The sequence below is a fragment of the Polyangium spumosum genome (assembly GCF_009649845.1).
In the GTDB taxonomy this organism is placed as follows: domain Bacteria; phylum Myxococcota_A; class Polyangia; order Polyangiales; family Polyangiaceae; genus Polyangium; species Polyangium spumosum.
Window position 1 is genome coordinate 189,128 of the sequence record NZ_WJIE01000014.1, and the last position, 21,010, is coordinate 210,137.

The 21,010-nt window shown below is 68.8% G+C and carries 17 protein-coding genes; 9 read left to right on the forward strand and 8 right to left on the reverse strand.

The annotated features are described in order from the left end of the window. The first annotated feature begins 49 nt into the window (after positions 1 to 49). From GF068_RS34555 to GF068_RS34565, 3 genes are all read left to right on the forward strand, one after another. Positions 50 to 958: an adenylate/guanylate cyclase domain-containing protein gene (locus GF068_RS34555; RefSeq protein ID WP_153823788.1), complete on the forward strand. Its 909-nt coding sequence runs from the start codon at positions 50 to 52 to the stop codon at positions 956 to 958. Between the two features lie 8 nt (positions 959 to 966). Continuing rightward, entirely contained in the window at positions 967 to 1,449 is a 483-nt protein-coding gene (gene smpB / locus GF068_RS34560; protein ID WP_153823789.1) for an SsrA-binding protein SmpB, read from the forward strand. 78 nt (positions 1,450 to 1,527) lie between these two features. Beyond that, positions 1,528 to 2,889, forward strand: a complete 1,362-nt coding sequence (locus GF068_RS34565; protein WP_153823790.1) for a hypothetical protein — start codon at positions 1,528 to 1,530, stop codon at positions 2,887 to 2,889. A 17-nt stretch (positions 2,890 to 2,906) separates the two neighbouring features. Here GF068_RS34565 and GF068_RS34570 read toward each other — a convergent pair whose 3' ends face one another. The 4 genes from GF068_RS34570 to GF068_RS34585 all read right to left on the reverse strand — a co-directional run bounded on the left by GF068_RS34570 (position 2,907) and on the right by GF068_RS34585 (position 5,637). Beyond that, on the reverse strand, positions 2,907 to 3,644 hold the full coding sequence (locus GF068_RS34570; RefSeq protein WP_153823791.1) for a hypothetical protein: 738 nt from the start codon (positions 3,642 to 3,644) through the stop codon (positions 2,907 to 2,909). 96 nt (positions 3,645 to 3,740) lie between these two features. Then, a complete protein-coding gene (locus GF068_RS34575; protein ID WP_153823792.1) occupies positions 3,741 to 4,229 on the reverse strand; it encodes a hypothetical protein in 489 nt (162 codons plus the stop codon). A 296-nt stretch (positions 4,230 to 4,525) separates the two neighbouring features. Continuing rightward, on the reverse strand, positions 4,526 to 5,029 hold the full coding sequence (locus GF068_RS34580; RefSeq protein WP_153823793.1) for a hypothetical protein: 504 nt from the start codon (positions 5,027 to 5,029) through the stop codon (positions 4,526 to 4,528). Further along, positions 5,026 to 5,637, reverse strand: a complete 612-nt coding sequence (locus GF068_RS34585) for a hypothetical protein (RefSeq protein WP_153823794.1) — start codon at positions 5,635 to 5,637, stop codon at positions 5,026 to 5,028. Before GF068_RS34585 ends, GF068_RS34580 begins: the two co-directional genes overlap by 4 nt. Here GF068_RS34585 and GF068_RS34590 point away from each other — a divergent pair. Together GF068_RS34590 and GF068_RS34595 are read left to right on the forward strand one after the other, a co-directional pair. Then, complete coding sequence (locus GF068_RS34590; protein ID WP_153823795.1) at positions 5,636 to 6,301, forward strand: DUF2271 domain-containing protein; 666 nt, start codon at positions 5,636 to 5,638, stop codon at positions 6,299 to 6,301. The genes GF068_RS34585 and GF068_RS34590 overlap by 2 nt on opposite strands. After that, a complete protein-coding gene (locus GF068_RS34595; protein ID WP_153823796.1) occupies positions 6,298 to 7,080 on the forward strand; it encodes a hypothetical protein in 783 nt (260 codons plus the stop codon). The genes GF068_RS34590 and GF068_RS34595 overlap by 4 nt, the downstream gene beginning before the upstream one ends. Before the next feature lie 10 nt (positions 7,081 to 7,090). Here the strand turns inward: GF068_RS34595 and GF068_RS34600 are convergent, their stop codons facing one another. The 3 genes from GF068_RS34600 to GF068_RS34610 are packed head-to-tail and all read right to left on the reverse strand — an operon-like array spanning position 7,091 to position 10,223. After that, positions 7,091 to 8,269: a DUF3570 domain-containing protein gene (locus GF068_RS34600; RefSeq protein ID WP_153823797.1), complete on the reverse strand. Its 1,179-nt coding sequence runs from the start codon at positions 8,267 to 8,269 to the stop codon at positions 7,091 to 7,093. 33 nt (positions 8,270 to 8,302) lie between these two features. Next, complete coding sequence (locus GF068_RS34605) at positions 8,303 to 8,695, reverse strand: hypothetical protein (protein ID WP_153823798.1); 393 nt, start codon at positions 8,693 to 8,695, stop codon at positions 8,303 to 8,305. 46 nt (positions 8,696 to 8,741) lie between these two features. Beyond that, complete coding sequence (locus GF068_RS34610; protein WP_153823799.1) at positions 8,742 to 10,223, reverse strand: multicopper oxidase family protein; 1,482 nt, start codon at positions 10,221 to 10,223, stop codon at positions 8,742 to 8,744. 289 nt (positions 10,224 to 10,512) lie between these two features. On the opposite strand from GF068_RS34610, the gene GF068_RS34615 reads away from it, so the two are divergent. Genes GF068_RS34615 through GF068_RS34625 form a run of 3 tightly spaced genes read left to right on the forward strand, consistent with a single transcriptional unit; the run spans position 10,513 to position 15,043 of the window. After that, a complete protein-coding gene (locus GF068_RS34615) occupies positions 10,513 to 12,120 on the forward strand; it encodes an RCC1 domain-containing protein (RefSeq protein WP_153823800.1) in 1,608 nt (535 codons plus the stop codon). Beyond that, positions 12,117 to 13,580, forward strand: coding sequence for an RCC1 domain-containing protein (locus GF068_RS34620; protein ID WP_153823801.1), 1,464 nt, complete (start codon positions 12,117 to 12,119; stop codon positions 13,578 to 13,580). The genes GF068_RS34615 and GF068_RS34620 overlap by 4 nt, the downstream gene beginning before the upstream one ends. A gap of 8 nt (positions 13,581 to 13,588) precedes the next feature. After that, positions 13,589 to 15,043, forward strand: coding sequence for a di-heme oxidoreductase family protein (locus GF068_RS34625; RefSeq protein WP_170319851.1), 1,455 nt, complete (start codon positions 13,589 to 13,591; stop codon positions 15,041 to 15,043). Between the two features lie 30 nt (positions 15,044 to 15,073). Here GF068_RS34625 and GF068_RS34630 read toward each other — a convergent pair whose 3' ends face one another. Further along, the gene (locus GF068_RS34630; RefSeq protein ID WP_153823803.1) at positions 15,074 to 20,242 is read right to left on the reverse strand and encodes an AAA family ATPase; all 5,169 of its coding nucleotides are present in this window, start codon (positions 20,240 to 20,242) and stop codon (positions 15,074 to 15,076) included. Positions 20,243 to 20,505: 263 nt separating this feature from the next. Here GF068_RS34630 and GF068_RS34635 point away from each other — a divergent pair, with 263 nt between their 5' ends. Beyond that, positions 20,506 to 20,967: a nuclear transport factor 2 family protein gene (locus GF068_RS34635; protein ID WP_153823804.1), complete on the forward strand. Its 462-nt coding sequence runs from the start codon at positions 20,506 to 20,508 to the stop codon at positions 20,965 to 20,967. The last annotated feature ends 43 nt before the right edge of the window (positions 20,968 to 21,010 follow it).

A 21,010-nucleotide genomic window follows, 5' to 3' on the forward strand; every position in this document is an offset into this window, starting at 1 on the left:
TGCCGATCCTCGCGCAGCGACGCCACGAGCGGTGTAGAGTCGCGCGGCGATGGCCACGATCCACTACGCGCCCGACGGGATCTCCGTCGATGCCCCGGAAGGACAGACTCTCCTCGCCGCCGCGCTCTCCGCGGGCGTTCCGCACATTCGCGCCTGCGGCGGCAATGCGCGCTGCTCCACGTGCCGCGTGGTCGTGCTCGAGGGGCTCGAGCACGTCGACCCTCGCAATGAGCGGGAGCAGTCGCTCGCCGAATGGTTCGGGCTGCCGCCGAGCGTCCGCATGGCGTGCCAGACGACCACGCGTGGCCCCGTCCGCGTCCGCAGGCTGGCGCTCGATCAGGAGGACGTGCAGATCATCAGCCGTCTCCGCGCGGGGAAGGCGGCCGCGCTCGGGGCCAGGCTGCCCGTCGCGATCCTCGTCGCCGATATCCGCGGCTTCACGGAGTTCTCGGCGTCGCTCGAGCCGTATGACGTGATTTACGTGCTGAATCGTTACTTCGAGGCCATGGGGCGCGTCGTCGCGGCCGAGGGAGGCTTCATCAACAACTACATGGGTGACGGCCTCTCGGCGCTCTTCGGCGCGGACGGGCAGCCGGAGGCGGCCTCGCGCGCGGTGCGGGCGGCGCTCGGGATGCTCGAAGCCACGGCGCAGCTCGCGCCGTACCTCGTGACGAGCCATGGCCGGGCCTTCGACATCGGGATCGGGATCCACCTCGACGAGGTCGTGGTCGGGCCCGCGGGCGCGAGCGACACGAAGCTCGTCGCTGCCATGGGCGGCGCGGTCGACTTCGCCTGCCGCGTCGAATCGGCGAACGAGGAGGTCGGCAGCCGGCTCCTCGTCTCGGAGCCCGTCTACCGCGCGGTCGCGGACAAGGTCTCCGTGGGGCGGACGGCGCGTATCGCGGCAAAACGAGGTCCGGCCGACTGCGCGCTGCACGAGATCACGGCCCTCCGCTGAGACGCTGCATGAACGAGCGAAAGCAGAGCGGCGAGCACGTCATCGCGCGGAACCGCGCGGCGACGTTTCATTACGAGCTGTCGGACCGGTACGAGGCGGGCATCGTGCTGCGCGGGAGCGAGGTGAAGTCGCTGCGTGAGGGGCGCGTGCACCTGACCGACGCGTACGCGGTGGTCGAGCGTGGCGAGGTATGGCTGAGGAACATGCACATTGCGTCCTTCCTCCACGCGCGCGCGTTCCCGCACGACGAGCGCAGCGCGCGCAAGCTGCTCCTCCACGCGAGCGAGATCCGGCAGATCGAGCGCGCCATCATGCGCGAGGGCTACACGCTCGTGCCGCTCGACCTGCATTTCCGGAATGGCCACGTGAAGGTGGCCCTCGGCGTCGGCCGCGGGAAGAAGGTGCACGACAAGCGCGCCGCCATCGCCGAGCGCACGGAGGAACGCGAAGCGCTGCAAGAGCTGCGCGCCCGACAGCGCCGCGGGGGGTGACGCCGGCTTTTAATACTCCCGGCACTTGCCAAGTGGACGTTCATGCGCAATAAGAGGTCGCCACCCACGGGAGATATCATGGTAAATAAATCGCGCTTCCTTGCAATCGGTCTCCTGGCCGCCCTCGCCGTGCCCGCCTGCGCAGCGCAGGATCCTGCGCTGCCGGAGGAAACGGAGTCGACAGCCTCCGCCGCCACGGCGACCCGGATCTATGCCTCGGAGGGGGACCTCGACTTCTCGTTCGAGACGCTCGGCACCTTCGAGGAGCGCGACGGCGTCCGCGCGCTCATCCTGCGCGGCACCGCGAACCGCTACCTGAAGAGCGTGTTCAGCTTCGTTCCCGATGACGCCTTCGGACAGGCGAACATCATCAGCGAGCGGCGGCTCGAGGTCGTGATCCACGAGGGCCACGAGCTGAATAGCTTGCTCTCCGGCCTGCCGCTCTTCGTCTCCATCAACACCTTCACGGGCACGCCCAACCAGTACACCGCTCGGGTCGAGGTCTCGGCGCGTTTTTACGATTTCCTCGGATCGAGCGACATCTGGATCGACGAGGCCGTGCAGCCGTTCTACGCCCTCAACGGCACCGACAACGTCGTCTATCGCGGCGGCGCCGACGTGCTCGGAAACCCGCTCACCGTCACGGCGCCCGACGGCGCGCCGACGGTCTTCCCCGTCGATGCGAACAGCTACCGCCTCGACTGGTCGTACGCGAATCTGCATGACGCCATCGATCCGCACACGCAGTACCTTTCCTTCAGCGCGACGCGCCCCGACGGGACCCTCGCGAAGAAGAGCGCGCGCCTCGTCGCGCGCGTGACGGGCCTCGCCCTCACCTCCGGCGACCCCTACACGGTATGGCCGACGCCCGCGTGCGAGCCTTCGGTTCACGCCTGCTACCTCAGCCAGCCCGCGGGAACGACCGATTTCGCGGCGTGTGGCTCCTACCGCCAGGTGCAGCGCTGTGTCCATGCGGATGCGTGCGACGTGCTGCAGGAGCCCCTCTCGCTCGCCTCGATCGACGCTTCCTCGCTCGAGCCGGCGCGCGCGGCGTGGAACCAGGGATCGAGCGGCTACAACTGGCGCAATCTCCAGCCCATCGCCGCCTACGATACGCCGGAGTGCCCAGCGGCGCCGGTCACGATCGCGAGCGTGGTCGACGAGATCGCCTCCACGGATCAGAACCAGCCTGCCTCCGAATACGGCACGTTCACCGATCGCGCCGGCCTCTCCGCGACCACGTTCTTCGGAGCGAACGGCGGCAGCGCCCTGCTCGCCGCGATCGACGCCTTCGCGGGCGGCGGCGACATCGAGGCGTGGTATTACAGCGAGCAGGTGTCGTGCCACAACTGCACCGACTTCATCACCCGCGTCGTGCTTCTCTACCCGGATAGCGGCGTGGTCCTCGTCCTCGACGGCAATTACGGCTACGACTCCTGACCGAGGCCCGCGGCGCGTCAAAACGCTCCACCCACCACCGCGCCGCCGGCGAGCGGCGCGACGTACCAGGAAAAACCAGGAGCAGGCCGCCGCGGTCGCCCCGCGCCGGCCGTACCGCCGGAGCGGCGGTACTCTTCCCAATCGTCGATCGCGGCGGTCGGCATCGTGAAGATCTGCGCTTCGCTGAGCGCGATTCCGATCGTCGCGCTCAGCGCGCCCGTCACCGGCCTGCCATACCCCAGCGCCAGCACCAGCCCGACGCCCGTGGACACCGTGCCGGACAGCACGTGATTGAACCATTTGCGGCGGAGCACCTCCGACTCCGCGCTCTCGCGGAGCAGGCGCTCGCCGCGCGCGAGCTTCTTGCGTCGCTCGTCGGGCGTCGCGTCCGGCATCGCTCGCAGATCGGCGGCGGCGTGGCGGGCGGGGAACGGGACGAACGAAAGCGGGATCAAACCGAGGGACGACCCGACTGCGCCGACGGCGGCGTCCGCGCGAAGGCCCGGGTCGGTGATGGCGACGGCGACGGCGCCCTGCCCGACCGTCAGCGCGGTCCACCCCGTGTACCAGCCATACCACCATCGGTTCGCCGGGGCGGTCCCGCGATCGAGGCGCGCCTGGAGGAACGCGATACGCCGCGCGACCTCCGCGTCCGACCGCGGCGGCAAGCCTGCCGAGGGGTCGGCCCGCGCGGAGACTGCGGCGAGCGAGATCGTGGAGGCGACGAGAAGAGCGAGCTTGGTCCGGTGCATCATGGGAACCACCGCGGTTGCGTGGCTGCACCGTAACCGATTCGGTGGTCCGCGAGCCCCGGAATCGCTCCGGGGACTCGCAGAACGCGAATCGACCAGTCACCAGAAGGCGCCGCAGGGGCCCGGGTTGAACCGACACGCGACCGGCACCGGCACGGGCCGAGCCACCGGCACCGCGTACGGCTGCGGCACCGGCACCGGGTACGGCTGCGGAAACGCCACCGGCACGGGCACGGGCCGCTCCACCACCACCGGCACGGGCACGGGCACGGGCCGATCCACGGGCACCGCATAGGGCTGAGGCACCGGCGTCGCGACCGGCACCGGATAAGGCGCGGGCACGGGCAAGGCCCCAATCGGGCCGCAGCCGAAGGCGCCGAACCCGCAACGTCGGAATTCTTGTTCGGCCACGCCGAGGGCCTCCTCGTCCGCTTGCTCCTCGGCGAAAATATCTTCGTATTCCTTCTCGAGCGCGGCCGTGGACTCCATTTCTTCCGGAGCGACCGTCTCTGCCGCGCATCCCGCGCCGAAAACCAACGCCGAGGCGCCGAGCGCCAGGAGCACCATCTTCGTCGATGTACGGTTCATCTCCACCACTCCTTCCGTTTCGACGAGCCGAGACGGGAGCAGCGCACGCACACGAAATGAAGGCGCTGCGGCCTCGTTCGGCCCGGCCACCCCTATCTTCGGTCCCGGGCGAGCGACGTCGAGCGCCGATGTCGAAGACGCCCGCAGTTCGCGGCTGGGCGGTCGGCGTTTCGACCCGAGGGCAACTCTCTTCTCGGTGAAAATGGGAAAGCTTCAGGGATGACGAGGGCGGACCGGCGCGGAAGCGCTCGCGGCGATGAATCAGGGAGTCGTGTCGAGGAGGAGCGTCACGTCGTTCACCACGGAGGGATAACGTCGGCGGCTCGTGCGCAGGCGTCTGCGTCGAGCCTCGACGCGAGCCAGCTCGTGACGCAATCGTCCGCGGCGTCTCCCGGGACCAGGATGACGCCGCCCTTGTGCGCCTCCACGCCTCGCCCCTTCCGGAGGAAGGTGAGCCGCTCCGGCGCCTCGCCCTGCTCGCCGACGACGAGGCTCATCCACTCGGGCTCCAGACCGACCACGGATCGATAGCTGGCCTCGTATTCGGCCTCGGTCGTGGATCCCGAGCCTGGGACGTCCGAGGGCGAGAGGCGAAGCCCCGAGCTCGTGTAGAGCCGCAGGTTCCGCTCTGGTTTTCCATGACAATCGAGCGTCGCGCATCGCGGCTCGAGCGCGTCGAGGACCGGGGGAAAGGCCGCGCGGCTCGGCAGTTGCCACGAAGCGTCGGGTTCGATCTCCTCGCTCGGGATGCAACCCAGGAGGGCCAGCGACAGCGAGGCGACGGGGAGGAGCTTTTTCATGGACAACCCGCCTCCTCGGGCTCGCCCTCGAATGGAATCATGTAAATGGGCCCGGCCGAACCCGGGCCCGGCGCGGGGGCGTGGCAGCTCGCGCACGAGCCGTCGCCGTTCACCGGGGACTCCATGACCTGCGTCCACCCCTCGCGCTCGACGCGGACCCACAGCGGCCACGCCGGCTCGTAATCGCCGGGGCGAACGAAGAAATTCCCGGCGCAATTCGTGGCCACGCGATACGTGTTGCCCAGACCGTCGGCGAAGTGCACGAGCGCAGAGGCGGCCGGCTGGGCCCCATCGATGCGCAGGTGAATCGTGCCGGCGACGCTGAAGGGGGTCGACGTGGAGCCGTCGTGGCATACCAGGCAAGGTTGCCCCGCGCGATGGAGCGGGCCCGCGGGGACGCCGGGTAACTCGTCGCCGAGCCTCACGACCGCGTCCTCTCGAAGCGGATCACCGCACCCGGACGAAGCGGCGCAGAGCCCCAGGACCACGATCCAAGCGGCTGCGCGCTTGCTGGATGACGAAAGCAACATGACGAACGATCGGCCTTGCCAGGTTGGCCGCGCGCCGGTATACTGGAAATGAAAGTCAAAGTCAAGAACAGGTCTCATGGCTTCGTCGAACCTCCACAATGGTCGCCGCGCATGGCGCATCTGGCCCTCGTTCGGGCTCGTAGCGGCCTTCGTCGCCGGCTGCGGCCCGGCCAACGGGGGCGACCCCGCATTCTGGACACCTTATCGCGGCGGCGGTGGCGCTCCCCCGGACTCCGAGCTGACGTCCCCTTCGGCCTCCGCGGGTTCGGGAGGTGGGGGCGCGGGCGGCGGAATGGCTGCCGCGGATGGGCTCGTCTTTCACTTCACGACCGTCTCGGTCGACGGAGAGTACGCGCCGAAAAACGTGGGCGCGGTGTGGATCACCGATGGGCAGGGGACGTTCGTGAAGACGCTCGAGCTCTGGGCGGCCAAACGCGCCAAGCACCTCGTGCAATGGGACGTGGCCTCGGGCGCGAACATCGTCGACGCCGTGACGGGCGCGACGCGGAAAAACCATGGAGCACACGCGTCCTCCTGGAACGGGACGAACCTCGAGGGCATGCCCGCGCCGGACGGCGAATACCAGGTGCACGTCGAGTTCACGGAGTGGAACTCCTCGAGCAAGAGCGAGCCGGACGGGCCGACGGTGTCCATTCCCTTCACCCGTGGTTCGGCGCCGCTGGATTTCGTCCCGCCCGACACGACGGGCTTCACCACCATGCGCCTGGTGTACGAACCGTGAAGCTCCAAAAATGGGTGGGCCGCGGCGCCGCGGCCGTCGCGACGTGGGCCGTTTGCACGTGGGCCGGGCCGTCGGAGGCCGCAGAGGCGCGGATCGAGGCGCCGTCGTCCCGCGTGACGAATCTCTTCTCCCTTTCGCTCGCGCAGGACCTGGGGCTACACGTAGGGACGAACCCGTGCGCGATGCGAAACCAGATCGAGGGCGGCTTCGCGTGTTTTCGGGCGTCGGGGACGCAGTACCACGGCGCGCCGCTGCCCGACCCGGCGGGAGACATTCGCGCATTTCCCGGGCTCGCGACGACGCGGCTCCTGGGCGGCTACGATCGGATTCTCTCCGGCAACGTCACGCTCGGGATACGCCTCGGATGGGTGCTACGGGGAGGTGGACCGCGGCCGGACGGCGCCGAAGGCCCGAGCTTCTTGCCCTTCCACGGCGAAGCGCGCGTCGGTTATACCTTCGGCAGAGACCCCTTCCAGCACGAGGGGCTACGCTTCTTGTTGTTCACCTGCGGAGGGATCGCGCAGGTCGACACCAAATATCGCCTCGTCGTCACGGAGGACCTTCAGAAGCCGCCGCCGGCAGGCCAGCTCGACAACCCGCCGGTGCAGGAGCTCGCCGTGTACCGGAAATCAGGTACGGCCTTCTTCGGGGGTGGAGCTTCCCTCGCTTATGCCATTTCGCGGCGGTTCGGGGTCTCGGTGGGGGCCAAGGTGATGCGGATGTTCCCCTCGAACGGGACCGCCGTCTCCCTGGAGCTCGGGGGCACGGCGGCGTTTTGAGCTCACGACCTCATTCGAAGGAAGCCTGCGCGGACAGGGCCGAGAAGAACCCGATGCGACGCGACACGTACAGGGCGTCGAGGAAAGAAGTGTACGTGCCGTCCACCTGGAGGCTCATCAAAAAGCGGGAAGAGAGCTCCACGGAGATCCCGCCGCCTCCGGTCAGCGTATAGAGAGGGCCGAGCTCACGATCACCCGTGCGAATCACGGGGACATCGAGGGTGCCCGGCTCGGGGCCCTGCACCTCGTAGGCGCGACGCCAGAACGTGGCTCCGGACTGCACGTGCACCCGCGCGTGGGGCCAGATCGTCACCCGCCGGCCGACGTCGAGCATGTACCTCGCGTCCGTCGTGCTCGCTTTCAGGCCCCAGGAATCCGTGTACAACCGCTCCTCCAGGCGAAGCGTGGCCCCGCTGAACCGGTGCGAAATACGCGCCGCGAGGGCATGACGATCGCGGAGCCGTGGGAGCTCCTCCAGCGGGCGCGCGTCGAGGCGCATGGCATTCACCTGCTCGACGCTGGCGCCCGGGGGGACGAGACCCGCCGTGCCGACCTCGAAGAGCGGGACGTACCGATAAGGTTTGCTCTGGTTGCCGCGCTCGAGGATCCCGTCGATCTGGACGGTGACGAGCGTCGAGCGACCGAGGACGATCGACGCCCCTCCCGTCAGGCTGTGCGTGTGCAGCTTGCGCTGGAAGACCTCGAAAGGCGTACCCGCGCGACCTGCGGTGTCATTTCGATAGGAATACCCGAGGAACAGGGTGACGTTTTTCTGGGCCAGATCCAGCGTGCCGCGGACGCCACCCGAGAGGGAGAGGTAATCGGGCTCGGAGGAGAAGGATACGTCGGCGGAGGCGCCGAGGTCGTTCGAGCGAAACGCCCCGCCGACCGATCCCGCGTGGCGCGTCTCCTGGAAGGGGGGCGAGGCGCTGGCGACGATATCGGGGGACGCCGCCGTGACGACGTCCACGAGGTAATGGCCGGAGACGGACCAGCCAGCGAGCGGATTCTCCACGGTCCCGGCGATGGCCGGGGTGAAGACGTCGACGTGATTGTCGTCGGTATAGATGGACGTCTCGGCGTTCACCTTGGCCGAGAGGGCGGGAGGCTCCGCGGCCGATAACGATCGGGCGAGGGCCACGAGCAGAAACGCGCTCGTGACGCTGGAGGAAAGGCGCACCTGGCTCATGTGCCCTCGTTTGCGCGCAGCAGGTTCTCGCCGTCAGGTCTCGTCGTCTTCGTCCTCGTCGTCGTCCTCGTCTTCGTCCTCGTCGTCCTCGTCGTCCTCGTCGTCCTCGTCCTCGTAATCGTCCTCGTCCTCCTCCTCCTCCTCGTCCTCGTCCTCGTAATCGTCGTCCTCGTCGTCCTCGTCGTCCTCGTCGTCCTCGTAATCGTCGTCGTCGTGATCGTCGTCGTCGTCGTCGCTCGGCTCGGTCGGGCTTGGACTCATGCCGCCCAGACCACCGCCACCTTCTTCGGTGGGTGCATCCGGGCTGCGGAACGTACGCTGCTCGTCATGAGGGCCCTCCATCGCGGCACATGCAGGCACGAGGACGAGGAGGAGCGCCAGCGCGGCGAGCGTCCAGCGGTCGATGTAGAGGGTTCGATCGTTCATAAAAACTCCTTTAGATCTGCCTTTCAAGCGACCCACGAGGGGCCCGTCAGTGCTGGTGATGCCCGACCGGCGCGTCGACCTGGATATCGGCCATCATGCCTTTTTCGCTGTGCTCGGAGATGTGGCAGTGGACCATCCAGCGCCCGGGATTCTCGAAATACGAGAGAATGGTCGCGCTCTCGTTGCCGCGCACGTGCACGGTGTCCCGCAGGCCGGGCTCGAAGACGGGCGCTCCGCCACGCGCGACGACCTGGAAGAACTGACCGTGGATATGGAAAGGATGCGCAGGGCTCACGTTGCTCGTCAACGTGATCGCCACGGGGACGTTCGGCTTGAAGGTGTGCAAGAGGACGTGCTCGTGGCCCTCGCCCACATACGCAGGCACACCATTGATGGTGAACTGGACCTCGTTGTCCACCACGCCGCCCGAGAGCTTCCATTGCAGCGTCTCGGCCGGCTCTACGTCGACCCGGGGGAGCTCGACGAGCGGATAGATCGGCTCCTCCGCCTTCACCTCGCCCTCGACGGTCGCGCGGGCGTACGCGATGGGCTGTTCGACCACCTGGTTGTTCTCGTCGAGGACCTGGATCAGCGCCTCGAGCACGACCTCGGTCGCGTCCGCGTGGGGCCGCACCTCGAAATCGTATCGCTGGCCGGGCGCGATATCGACACGCTCGAGCGTGAACGGCTGCGGCAAGAGGCCGCCGTCGGTGGCGATGACGCGGACGTCGGCGCCCCGGATCCGCAATCCGTGGGCGAGCGCGTTCGTCGCCTGCACGAAGCGCCACCGCTCGATGGCGCCGCGCGGGATCGAGAACGTGAACGGCTGGCCCGTCTCCCCGTTGACCACATTGCCGTTGACGAGCAGCGTATTGCCGACGCGCCCCGCGCCGATATCGGGGCCGCTCTCCTGGAACGCCGAGACCTGATTGTTCGCGCCGAGCCGGATGTCATCCGCGACGAAGAGCCGCTCCGCCGAGAAGGTGGGAAACTCTCTCTCGTGCACCACGATCGCGCCATACAAGCCGCGTTCGAACTGCTCGATCTGGTGGAGGTGGGTGTGATACCAGTACGTGCCCGCGTCGGGCACGATGAAATCGTACGTGAACGACGCGCCGGGCTCCACGGGGGCCTGGATCATGGGGGAGCCGTCCATCGCGTCGGAGATCCGGAGCCCGTGCCAGTGTACGACCGTCGACTCGTCGAGCTCGTTTTTGAAATGGACGATGACCCGGTCGCCCACGCGCGCATGGAGGAGCGGGCCGGGGAATTGATCGTTGTAATTGAGGAGCCGCGTCGCGATGCCGGGACGGAGGGCGACCTGGTTTTTCCGCGCGACGAGGTCGACCTCGACGATACGCGGGTCGAGGTTCAGGTCCACGAAGGGCGTGAGCCCCTCGATGGGCGGTAGCGGCGGCAACACCTCGGGCGGGACGCCGCCGCCGGCCGCAGTCGTCGTCGCCGCATCATCGTTGCCACATCCCGAGAGGACGCCGGTGAGGAGTAGTAAGAACAAATACATGCGCATGGCTTCCGAACTTCGCGTGAAGACCCCGCGGAGCCTACCGAAACCAACACAGATGACAATGAAAATCGTTTTCAGTTGCGGCAACCGAGAAAAATTCAACCTTGCCAAATTATTTCTCTGTTGCTGCAGCAAATTTGATGGCTGGACAACGTTCTGTCCGACATGAAATCGATTTTCATTGTCAATTGCAGAAACCGAAGGTAGCCTCGGTCCGGGCCGACCCGGGAGAAGCCGTCGTGAACGACGCTGTCCCCGCGAACCTCACAGGCGCCCTTCCGCGGAGCTTTCCATGAAAACGACAGCCTTCTGGCCGTGGGCCCTGGCCCCGGCTCTCGTCTTGTGTGCGGGCACGGGTTGCAGCGACGCAGGGTCAACCGACCCCGGGGGGAGCGCAGGCTCGTCCTCCGCGAGCTCCGGCAGCGGTGGCCAAGGTGGTTCGGGTGGAGGGGCCGGCGGCGCGGGTGGCGGCGGCGGCGCGGGTGGCGTCGGCGGCGAGGGCGGCGAGGGCGGCGCATCCGCCGACCATGCCCCGCCCGTCGTGACCCTCGCAGGGCCGGGCGACGGCGCGCTTCTCCGCACGGCTCGTTTGCTCGTCTCCGTGCACGCCGAGGACGCGGGGGGCCTGGCGAAAGTCGAATTCACGTGGAACGGCGCCCCCGCGACGGCGCTCGACGTGACCCATGGCGCCACGATGTTCGATGCAGCCGTCGACGCGCGGCCGACACGCGGGAAAAACACGCTCGTCGTCGCGGCCGAGGACCTCGCCGGCCATCGAACGGAGGTGCCCCTCGAGGTGACGTTCGAACGAAGAGTCGGCGCCGGAGGGTCTCATACGGGCGTTATCGTGTCGGGGAAGGTCGCGGCGTGGGGCCGCAACAACCTCGGGCAGCTCGGCCTCGGCGGGGGCGACACGACGTCGCGCTTCGAGCCCGTGCTCGTGCCCGGCATCGAGGAGATCACCGCCCTCGATTTTCGACAGAATCAATCCCTCGCGCTCCGCAAGGACGGCGCCCTGTTCGTCTGGGGGACCAACACCGACGGCCGGCTCGGCCTGGGCTCGCCGGAGATGCTCGACGCGGTCCATCGCGACGTCCCCACGCAGAACACGAGCCTCTCCGGTGTGCTCGCCGCGACGTTCGGCTACGATCACACGCTCGTCTTGCTCGAGGACGGGACGGTCCGCGCCTTCGGCGACAATAGCTCGGGGCAGCTCGGCGACGGCACGACCGAGGACCGCCATTACCCGGTGACGGTCGCGGCGCTCGAGGACGTCATCCAGGTCGTCGGTGGTTCGAAGCATTCTCTGGCGCTGCGGCGCGATGGCACCGTATGGGCGTGGGGGAGGAACCTGTATGGCAACCTCGGCCAGGGGAGCGCGGATGGGGAGCCGCATTCGACGCCGGTCGAGGTGCCGGGGCTCTCCGACGTCGTGCACCTCGCTTCGGGGCGGGATCACGTGCTCGCGCTGCGCGCGGACGGGACGATCATGGCGTGGGGGCTCAACCAGAGCGGGCAGGTGGGCAATGGGATGAGCGGCGCCGACGCGGAGGCTCATTCACCGACGGCTGTCGTGGGGTTGACCGACGGGGTCGCGGTCTTCGCCGACGGGAACTACAGCTTCGCCGTCCGGGCGGACGGCAGCGCGGTCGGCTGGGGGCAGAACTTCAATGGGCAGCTCGGCATCGGCGGCGACGATACCGTCGATCGAAGCGCGCCGGACGCGCCGCTCTCGATACCCGCGACGCTCGAGCTCGACCCCGGGGCGACACACGCGATTGGCGTGGCGCCGGACGGCGCGATCTACACGTGGGGATGGAGCACGAACGGGAGCCTCGGGCGGCCGAATTTGCTCAACAACTGGGCGTATCCGACGCCGGGGCTCGTGACGCTCCCATGAGGCCCCGCGCGTTTGTCGTTCTGGTCCTCGCCGGGTGCGCGCTCGGCGCGTGCTCCGGCGACGGGCCGTCGAAATCGAATTCGACGGCCGGGAGCTCGACGGGATCGGGGGGCTCTGGTGGGATGGCCAAAGGCGCAGGAGGAGGCGGCGCGAGCTCGAGCGGTGAAGGAGGCAGCACGACCCCGCCGGCCGAAGAGGCCACCCTCACGCTCGTGAGCCCGCCGCCTGGCATGGCATTTCAGCGCCGTAACGTGGATGTGGACGTCGCGTTCACCGTGTCGGGAGGGGGCGCGACGGTCCGGCTCCAGCGCGGCGAAGAGATCGTCGACGAGCGGATCATCGACGCGTCCGTGACCGCGGGGACGGCGCGGATGCGGCTCCCTCTGTCGCGCGGCGTTTCGCCGTTTGTCGTGACGATCGTTTCGCCCTCGGGGACGGCCGCCGCGGAGGCGCACCTGGTTGGTGGGCGTCTCGTGGCAGCATCCCTCGACACGATGTACGCCGTTCGCGACGGGGCGATCGTGCAATGGGGCGGCGGCGCCCCGATTCCCACCGTGAGGGACGCGCCGGCGGGGATCGTCTCCGTGGCCGAGGGCGGAGGTTCGCTCTTCGCGCTCGATACCGAGGGGCACGTGTTCGTGGCGACCGCGGGACAGCCGGCGTTCGAGGCCGTGGCAGGGCTCGAGGACATCGTGGCCCTCGCGCCCGGCGGAGGGCATGGCTTGTTTCTACGCGCGGACGGTCGCGTCTTCGCCGCGGGGCAGAATGGTCGCGGGCAGCTCGGCGTGGGTGATACCGAGAGCCACGCCGGGATCGTCGAGGTCGTCACCTCGGCCGAAATCGTCGCGATCGCCGCCTCGGACGACGCGTCGTTCGCCGTCGACGTGAACGGCCTCGTCCACGCGTGGGGCTCGAACGACGAGGGCCAGCTCGGGATCGGCGACGAGGACATCTCCCCTCACCCCGCGCCGCTCATCGTGCCGAATCTCGAAAATGTCGTCGACGTGGCCGCCGGGCGGGACCACGTCCTCGCTCTGACCGCCACGGGCGGCGTGTATGCATGGGGGCTCGGCTCGAGCGGGCAGATCGGGGACGGTTCGGCCGGCATCCTGGCTTCCAGGCCGCAGCCCGTTCCCATTGTATTGCCGGATGGAGCGGTCGCGCTCGACGCTCGCGGAAATACGAGTTATGCGGCGCTCGCGAGCGGAGAGCTTCTCGGGTGGGGTCAAAATAGCCTCGCGCAGCTCGGCGTGGGCGACACCCAACAACGCACCAAGCCAGCGCCGTGCCTGGTCGGCGGCGTGCGCGCGGCCGCCGCGGGCCTCACAGGTGCCATTGCCCTGGACGACGTCGGCGGCCTTCAGGTATGGGGCTCGAATACGAGCGGGCAGCTCGCCCTGCCGCTGCCGCCGGAAGGCCCGGAGCGTTCGAGTGCGCCCGTTGGAGTGCCCTGGCCGTGATGCCCCGAATGGCGCGATGGATTGCCCTCCTCGCAGCGATCCCCCTCGGATTCGCGTGCTCCGACCCGCATGTCGACGCGAGCACGAGCGGGACCGGCGGCTCTTCATCGAGCGCGGGCGGCGGCTCGGGTGCTGGGACGGCCGGCGCGGGCGGAGCCACGCCGGCATCGTTCGAGCCCGGGGAAGAGCGGCCCGGGGGCGACACGACGATCGAGACGCGTGACGAAAAGAGCTTCTTGCGCCCCGCGGCGAATCTATCTCTGGAGCGGCTGGGGACGTTCGAGGCCGGGCTCGCGCTCTTCGACGTCGCCTGGACCGTGGGGGGCGAGGTCGATCGGGACGGACTCGGCCCGACGTACGTCGGGACCTCCTGCCGGAGCTGCCATTTTCGAGGTGGCCGAGGCGCACCGCCGCCCCCCGGTCAGCCGATGACGTCGATGCTCGTGCGGCTGTCGATCCCCTCGGAGGACGGCGCGACGTTCGTCCCCGATCCCCGCTATGGCGATCAGCTCCAGAACAAGGCCATCCCCGGCGTATCACCGGAGGGGTGGTTTTCTGTCGAATATGCCACGAAAGCAGGCTCGTACGCAGATGGCACAGCGTACGAGCTGCTCGAGCCGGCTTACCCTGCGCACGATCTCGCGTTCGGCCCCCTCGCGGCGGGGACCCGTATTTCACCACGGGTCGCGCAGCCGATGATCGGGCTCGGCTTGCTCGCCGCCGTCCGCGAGGAGGACATTGAGGCGCTGGTCGATCCCGAGGATAAAAACGGCGACGGGATTCGCGGACGCAGGAACCATGTCTCCGTCGAGGGAGCGATCTCGCCCGGGCGCTTCGGGTGGAAAGCGAACGAGGTGGATCTCGCGCGCCAAACCGCCGGGGCCTTCCTCGGGGACATCGGCATCACCTCTCCTCTGCGCCCGACCGACAATTGCCCACCCGCGCAGGCGGGCTGCATCGCGGCCGCGGGCACGACGCTGGACATCGACGCGGCTCGCTTCGACGCGATCGTCCTACTTTCTCACCTCGTCGCCGTACCCTATCGCCCGGACGCCGCCGACCCCGAGGTGCTCCTCGGAAAGGCGCTGTTTTCGCAGGCGCGTTGCGGCGCGTGTCATACGCCATCGTTCGTCACCGGCCCACTCGCGGGTTTTCCCGAGGTAGAAGGCCAGCGGATCTACCCGTACACCGATCTCTTGATTCACGACATGGGACCGGGGCTCGCCGACGATCGCCCCGACCACGAGGCGGGAGGTCGCGATTTCCGGACGGCGCCGCTCTGGGGCGTCGGCATGACGAGCTCGGTCTCCGGACACACGCGTCTCCTGCACGACGGGCGCGCCCGGAGCATCGAGGAGGCCATCCTCTGGCACGGAGGCGAGGCCGAAGCCTCGCGCGAGGTATTCCGCGCATTCTCGGCGTCGGACAGGGCTCTGCTGCTTCGTTTCGTGGGTTCCCTCTGACCGAGCGACGGACGCCTCTCTCGCCGTTGATCAAATCCGCCGGCGTGCGCGGCCCATGGCGTAGGCAATGCCGCTCTGGAGCGTCCCCTTGGTGACGAGCCTGGCGAGGTCGAGGTCGAGCTCCACGATTGCGCGCGCGAAGTCGGGGCGCATGCCCGTCAGGACGACCTCGGCGCCGACCAGGCGGAGCGCGCTCGCCGATTGGAGCAATGCGCCCGCCGCGCGCGCGTCCACGCGCTTCATCCCCGTCACGTCGATGATGACCGTCCGCGCCCTGTGCTGCTGGGATCCGTGGAGGACCGCCTGCATCATCGCCTCGGCGCGTGGTGCGTCCATCGTCCCGATGAGGGGGAGCACGAGGATCTCCTCGGTGATCGGGATGAGCGGCATCGAGAGCTCCTCGAGCCGCGCGCCTTGCATCTGGATGATCTCCTCCTGAAGCGCGGCGCGCGCGCTCTCCGCTTGCGCGCGCTCCTCGAGCTCGCGCGAGAGGCGCTCGTTGGCCGCGGAGAGCTCCTCGGTGCGGAGGGCGATCCCCTGCTCGAGGTGCTGGTTGAGCTCCCGGAGCTCGGCGCTCACCGATTGCAGCCGATCATAAAGCATCGCGTTCTCGATGGAGATGACCGCCTGCGCGCAGAGCATCTGCAAGAACTCCAGCCGCTCCTCGGCGAACGCGCCCGCGGTGCGGTTGTGCTCGAGGTACAAGACGCCGCGGCAACGGCCCTGGTGGGTCAATGCGACGGCGAGCACGCTCTGCGGGGCGGCGCTCCTCACGTGAGCGTCCGCCGCGAAACGCGGATCACGCGTGGCGCTCTCCAGCACCAGCGGCTCTTGCGTGCGAGCCACGTATCGGACGACGGATTGGGCCAGATCCGCGCGCGCTTCGAGGGGGGTGTCGAGCCGGGACTCCACGAGATCCGGGCTGACCTGGAACCGGGCCTCGACGACCCACGTCCCGCCCCGCTCGAGGATCAAAAAGCCACGCTCCGCCCCGGCATTGGCGAGGATGATGCGCATCAGCCGCTCGATGAGCTGATCCAGGACGATCTCGCTGGAGAGCGCCTGCGCGGCGCGAACGGCTGTCGTCAGGTCGAGCAGCTTGCCGACCGTCGAACGGTTGGTGAGGGTCGTCGAGACAACCTCGACGGCAGGGGCGGGCGGCAGGGCCTGCGCAGACAGGAGGGCCCTGTGTCTTCTCTCGAGCTGCGCGACCTTGACCGAAGCGCCCCAGCGGAGGTAGCCATCATGAGCCTCGATCAAATACGTGCGGGCATTCTTCGATTGCCCCCGCCCGAGGAAGAAGAGGCCATACAGCTCGTTCGCGATCGCCTCGTCCTGCGCGAAGCCGTGCTTGCCGGCCAGCGCGATGGCCTGCTCGTAAGCGTCGATGGCTTCGCTGGGGCGCCCTTCGAGCCTCGCGATCTCGGCCGCGACGAGGGCGTGCCGATGGGCGGTGTTCTCCGGGCAGGCTTCCGCGAGCGAGGAGAGCTTGTCGCGATAACGCACGAGCCGCTCCAGGAGGCGCGGCCTCTCCTCGGGCGACGCGCCCGGGTGCACCGCGGCGAGCACGAGGCTCGCATGAAATGGCAGATCGGTCGGCCAGTGATGTCCCACGACCGCCGCCGCGGCCTCCTCGGCGCGCTCGATGAGCGGGAGCGCCGCGGAGGGACGGTCGTGCAGGTAAAGCGTGAGCGTCTTGTAGGTGAAATAGAGGCCTCGGACAAACCCCATCGCGACCGGATCGAGGCCCGCGACCCACGCGGCCTCGTCGAACGCCTCGTCGCTGAAGGACGCGGGGCTCTCGGTGTCTCCACGCATGCAGGCGATCGCCTGCTGGACCGCGAGGAGCTGCGCGCTCGACATGGGGTTCTGGATCCGCTTCAGGATGGCGCCGCTGCGGCGCACCTCCGCGGTCACGACGTCGAGCGGCTCGCCCATTCGAAAGAGCGTCACCGGGACGAAGACGCACGCGAACGAGCCATACACGAGCTCGCCCGACTGCAGGCTCAGCTCCCGGGCCCGCGCGAAATGCGGGAGCACCTGCCGCAGCGGATGCGCATAACCGGCGAACGTCGCGAACGACTGGGTCACCTTGCAGAGGAGCGCCGGGTCGCCGTGCGCCTCGGCGAGCCGGAGCCCGACCTCGCCAAAGACGCGGCTCTCGGCATAACGCCCGAGCGCCCCGGCCAGATAGAACCCGTACGACACATAAGATTGAGCCGTCGCGCCGCAATGGCCACGCGTCATCCCGCGCAAGGTCTGCGTCGCGAGGACCAGCTTCCAGAACCGGATGTCGGTGCAATACGCGGGGACCAGCAGATCGGGGAGGATCCGGGCCGCCGCGAGCTCCTCCGGGTCCGTGAGCTCGGGCGACGCGAGCAGCGCGCGGGCGCCCCCTTCCGCGAGGAGGTGCTCGATCCGCTGCGCCTCGCGCGTCGCGGCCTCCTCCGCCTCCTCCGGGGTCGGGGGGAGGTCGACGCCGAGCAGCGCGAGGCCCGCGCGCCCCGCGTCCATCGCCTCGGAGAACCGCCCGAGCGAGGCGTACATGATGACTCGCACGCCGTATGCGTCTGCGCGTTGCCACGCGCGGCCGGCCCGCCCGAGGATGAGGTCGATGAGCGCGTCGGCCTGGGCGGAGCGGCCCGCCATGGCCTCGCACTCCGCCTGATCCCGGACGAGCGCGAACGTCAGATCGTCTTCGCCAGCCCACCCCTCGTCGTGGATCATTACGAAGCCCGCCGCGAGGAAGGCCGCCGCCTCGCTGTACGCGCCTTGTCCCTTCGCGGCTCGGCCGGCCTGCAGGTCGAGCCGCGCGACCGCCCGCCTCTCCGCGCCGTCCTGGAGGTGAGCGGCGCCCGCATTGAGCTGGCGGGCCGCCTCGAAGAGCTCCTCGGGCCGCGCGCCCTCGCCGAGCGCGAGGTGGAGCCGCCGTCCGATCCGCAGGTGAAGGCCGGCCCGGACCTCGGCCGGGGCCAGCGCGTACGCAGCCTGCTCGACGCGATCGTGCAGGAATCGATAACGCGCGTTGATCGCGGTATCCCCGTCCGCGGTATCGAAGCCACCTGCGACGCCCGGGACCTCGCCGTCCCCCGACGTCGGCAGGAGCAGGTAGTCCTGATCCAGGGGCACGATGAACCCCTCCCGGAGCGCGGGCCATAACGATGCGGCCACGCGGCCCAGGGGCTCGTCGGCGATCGCATGCAGCGTCGCCAGGTCGAATTCGCGGCCGACGCACGCCGCGATGGATAACATCCGCTGGGCGCGAGGATCGAGCTGCCCGAGGCGCGTGGCCATGAGATCGGCCACGTTGTCCGCGATCTGCGCCGCCGCGATCTCCGCGTCGTCCCACGTCCATCTCCCCTCGGCTCGATCCGCGCGGAAGAGGCCGTCGCGATGGAGCGCGAGGAGGAGCTGCGACAGGAAAAACGGATTGCCGCCCGTCTTTGCCCATAGCTGCCCGGCGAGCGTCCGGAGGCGCGCGGGATCGCTCCGCGGGAGCGTGTCCCCGAGCAGCCTCACGACGCTCCCCTCGTCGAGCGGGCGGATCGCGAGCTCCGTCAGGGTCACGCCCTGCTTCCGGATCTCGCTCAGCGTCAATCGAAGCGGGTGCGCGTCGTCCACCTCGGTGTCCCGATAGGCACCCAGGAGCACGACCGCGCGCCCGGCCGGATCCGTCGTGAGCAGGCGCATGAGCCAGAGCGACGCGGCGTCGGCCCATTGCAGATCGTCGATGAAGAAGACGAGCAAGCGCTGCGGGCCGGAGAGGGCGCGGACGAAGCTCTGCATCAGCATCCCGAGCCTGTTCTGCACCTCGACGGGACCCGCGGAGGGGGCGGGCGGCTGCGGGCCGATGACACGCTCGAGCTCGGGGACGAGGTCGATGAGCAGCGCGCCGCCCTCGCCCAGCGCCGCGAGGAGCGCGCTCCGTCGCTCCGCGAACCGATCCGGCGGCTCGCTGAGCACGCCCTTCACGAGCTCGCGGAAGATCTGTATGAACGCGCTGAACGGCATATCGCGGCGGAGCGCGTCGAACTTGCCGGCGACGAGCTGGCCCCCACGAAGCGCGAGGGCGCGCTGCACCTCCTGCACGAGCACCGATTTGCCGACGCCCGCCGCGCCTGCGAGCAGGACGATCTCCGCCTCGCCGCGGCTCATCCTGTCGAACGTCGAAAGGAGGGCCGCGACCTCGGCTTCGCGCCCGTAGAGCTTCTCCGGAATGGTCAGCGTATCGCGGATGTCCCTGCGCCCGAGCTCGAACGCCTCGACGGCGCCGCCGGCGTCGAGCGCCGTGACGCACCTCGAGAGGTCGGCCGCGAGCGCGGCGGCCTGCTGATAACGGTCCTCCGCGGCCTTCGCGAGCAGCTTCATCACGATCGCCGACACGACCTCCGGGATCCCGCTCCGCCGCTCGTGAGGGGGCGCGGGCACCCTCGCGGCGTGGCTGTGCACCAGATCGATGGGGTCCTTTTCGTCGAACGGCGGGGCGCCGGTCAGCATTTCGTACATCGTGGCGCCGAGGGCGTAGAGATCCGCGCGGGAGTCCACCGTGCGCCGGAGGAGGCCCGTCTGCTCGGGGGCGATGTAGCAGAGCGTCCCTTCAATGAACGCGTGCCCCGCTGCCGGTGGGCTCTCGTGGGACAGGAGCGTGGCGATGCCGAAATCGATGAGCCGGACGTCGGCGGGGCGCTCTCCGACGAGGACATTGTTCGGGTTTATGTCTTTATGGATGACGCCGCGCGCGTGGACGCCGTCGAGGATCCGCGCGAGCGCGAGCGCGATGTCGAGGCAGGCGCGGAGCTCGAGCGGGCCGCGTCGCAGGCGGAGGGCGAGCGATTCGCCGCCGGTGTCCTCCAGGATGAGCGCGAGGCCGGCGCCGTACCCGACGAGCGCGTGGGCCTTGATGATGCCCGGGCCCTCCAGCATACGCAGGAGGGTGTGCTCGTGGCGCAACCTGGCCAGCTCGCGCGGGCGCGGGCGATCCCCCCTCGTCACCTTGATCACGACAGGTGCGCGGTCGCTGTCTCGGAGGCCACGAAAAAGGGCCACCGCAGGCCCCTCGTGAATCAGCTCGCGTCCGGAATAACCTGGGATGAAGACCGTGGCGTCCATCTTACAGAGCGTTGCCCTTTCGGCCCCGAACGTCGTACGGGCCAAGGTTTCACAACGCGGAAAATCCGTCAACGACGATCCGACCCTCATTTTCGTGTCCGGGCGACCAATGAATGACAACCGTACCGGTCACTACAAACAAATGCCGCGGCGCGCCAATCCGGCGGCGAAACGGGAGCTAGGTCGAACAATGTCCGTGCCTTCAAATCAAAATGCCGCGTGCGCCCAGGACGGTGCTATGCTGTCGTTATCTCGTGCGCGCCGACCCGTTCTGGATGGCTCATGACCGCGCGGGTTGTCATGCGCGTCGGCGCGGCGGGATTGAAGTAACCATCGATGTCATGAGGTGACCCATGTCCAAGAAAGCTCAGATCAGGCACAAGCTCGAGATCCAGGAGCTCGTCGCCAGGTTCGCCGATCTCGTGAACCGCAAGGCGATGAATGAAATGCACCACCTCTTCACGCCGGACGCGGTGCTCGACATCCCCGGCTTCTCGCAGCACATCGTCGGCCGCGATAACATCATCACGTTCCTGACCGACATCCTGAGCCTCTGGAGCGGTATCGTCCAGGCGGTCCACTCCGGCACCGTGGAGCTCGTGTCGGACACGCACCCCCAGCGGGCCACGGGGCGCTGGTACCTGAGCGAGTTCGGCGTGAAGGAGGGCGTCGACACCTATGCAGGTGGCGTCTACAGCGATGACTACGTGCGGACGGCGAGCGGATACCGGTTCACCCGGCGTCGATTCGACCTGCTTTACCTCCGCGCCGGGGCGAGCGTCACGGCCCAGCCGTTCCCCTCCGACCTGCCCTGAAAGCCTGCCCCGCGCCGACCTCGCGAGCCCCGAGGCGGGGCTC

What these genes read in the sequence shown, in the direction of transcription:
- GF068_RS34555 (WP_153823788.1), top strand. Translation starts at nt 50, where the DNA reads ATGGCCACGATCCACTACGCGCCCGACGGGATCTCCGTCGATGCCCCG.
- smpB (WP_153823789.1), top strand. Translation starts at nt 967, where the DNA reads ATGAACGAGCGAAAGCAGAGCGGCGAGCACGTCATCGCGCGGAACCGC.
- GF068_RS34565 (WP_153823790.1), top strand. Translation starts at nt 1,528, where the DNA reads ATGGTAAATAAATCGCGCTTCCTTGCAATCGGTCTCCTGGCCGCCCTC.
- GF068_RS34570 (WP_153823791.1), bottom strand. Translation starts at nt 3,644, where the DNA reads ATGATGCACCGGACCAAGCTCGCTCTTCTCGTCGCCTCCACGATCTCG.
- GF068_RS34575 (WP_153823792.1), bottom strand. Translation starts at nt 4,229, where the DNA reads ATGAACCGTACATCGACGAAGATGGTGCTCCTGGCGCTCGGCGCCTCG.
- GF068_RS34580 (WP_153823793.1), bottom strand. Translation starts at nt 5,029, where the DNA reads ATGAAAAAGCTCCTCCCCGTCGCCTCGCTGTCGCTGGCCCTCCTGGGT.
- GF068_RS34590 (WP_153823795.1), top strand. Translation starts at nt 5,636, where the DNA reads ATGGCTTCGTCGAACCTCCACAATGGTCGCCGCGCATGGCGCATCTGG.
- GF068_RS34585 (WP_153823794.1), bottom strand. Translation starts at nt 5,637, where the DNA reads ATGAGACCTGTTCTTGACTTTGACTTTCATTTCCAGTATACCGGCGCG.
- GF068_RS34600 (WP_153823797.1), bottom strand. Translation starts at nt 8,269, where the DNA reads ATGAGCCAGGTGCGCCTTTCCTCCAGCGTCACGAGCGCGTTTCTGCTC.
- GF068_RS34605 (WP_153823798.1), bottom strand. Translation starts at nt 8,695, where the DNA reads ATGAACGATCGAACCCTCTACATCGACCGCTGGACGCTCGCCGCGCTG.
- GF068_RS34610 (WP_153823799.1), bottom strand. Translation starts at nt 10,223, where the DNA reads ATGCGCATGTATTTGTTCTTACTACTCCTCACCGGCGTCCTCTCGGGA.
- GF068_RS34615 (WP_153823800.1), top strand. Translation starts at nt 10,513, where the DNA reads ATGAAAACGACAGCCTTCTGGCCGTGGGCCCTGGCCCCGGCTCTCGTC.
- GF068_RS34620 (WP_153823801.1), top strand. Translation starts at nt 12,117, where the DNA reads ATGAGGCCCCGCGCGTTTGTCGTTCTGGTCCTCGCCGGGTGCGCGCTC.
- GF068_RS34625 (WP_170319851.1), top strand. Translation starts at nt 13,589, where the DNA reads ATGGCGCGATGGATTGCCCTCCTCGCAGCGATCCCCCTCGGATTCGCG.
- GF068_RS34630 (WP_153823803.1), bottom strand. Translation starts at nt 20,242, where the DNA reads ATGAGGGTCGGATCGTCGTTGACGGATTTTCCGCGTTGTGAAACCTTG.
- GF068_RS34635 (WP_153823804.1), top strand. Translation starts at nt 20,506, where the DNA reads ATGTCCAAGAAAGCTCAGATCAGGCACAAGCTCGAGATCCAGGAGCTC.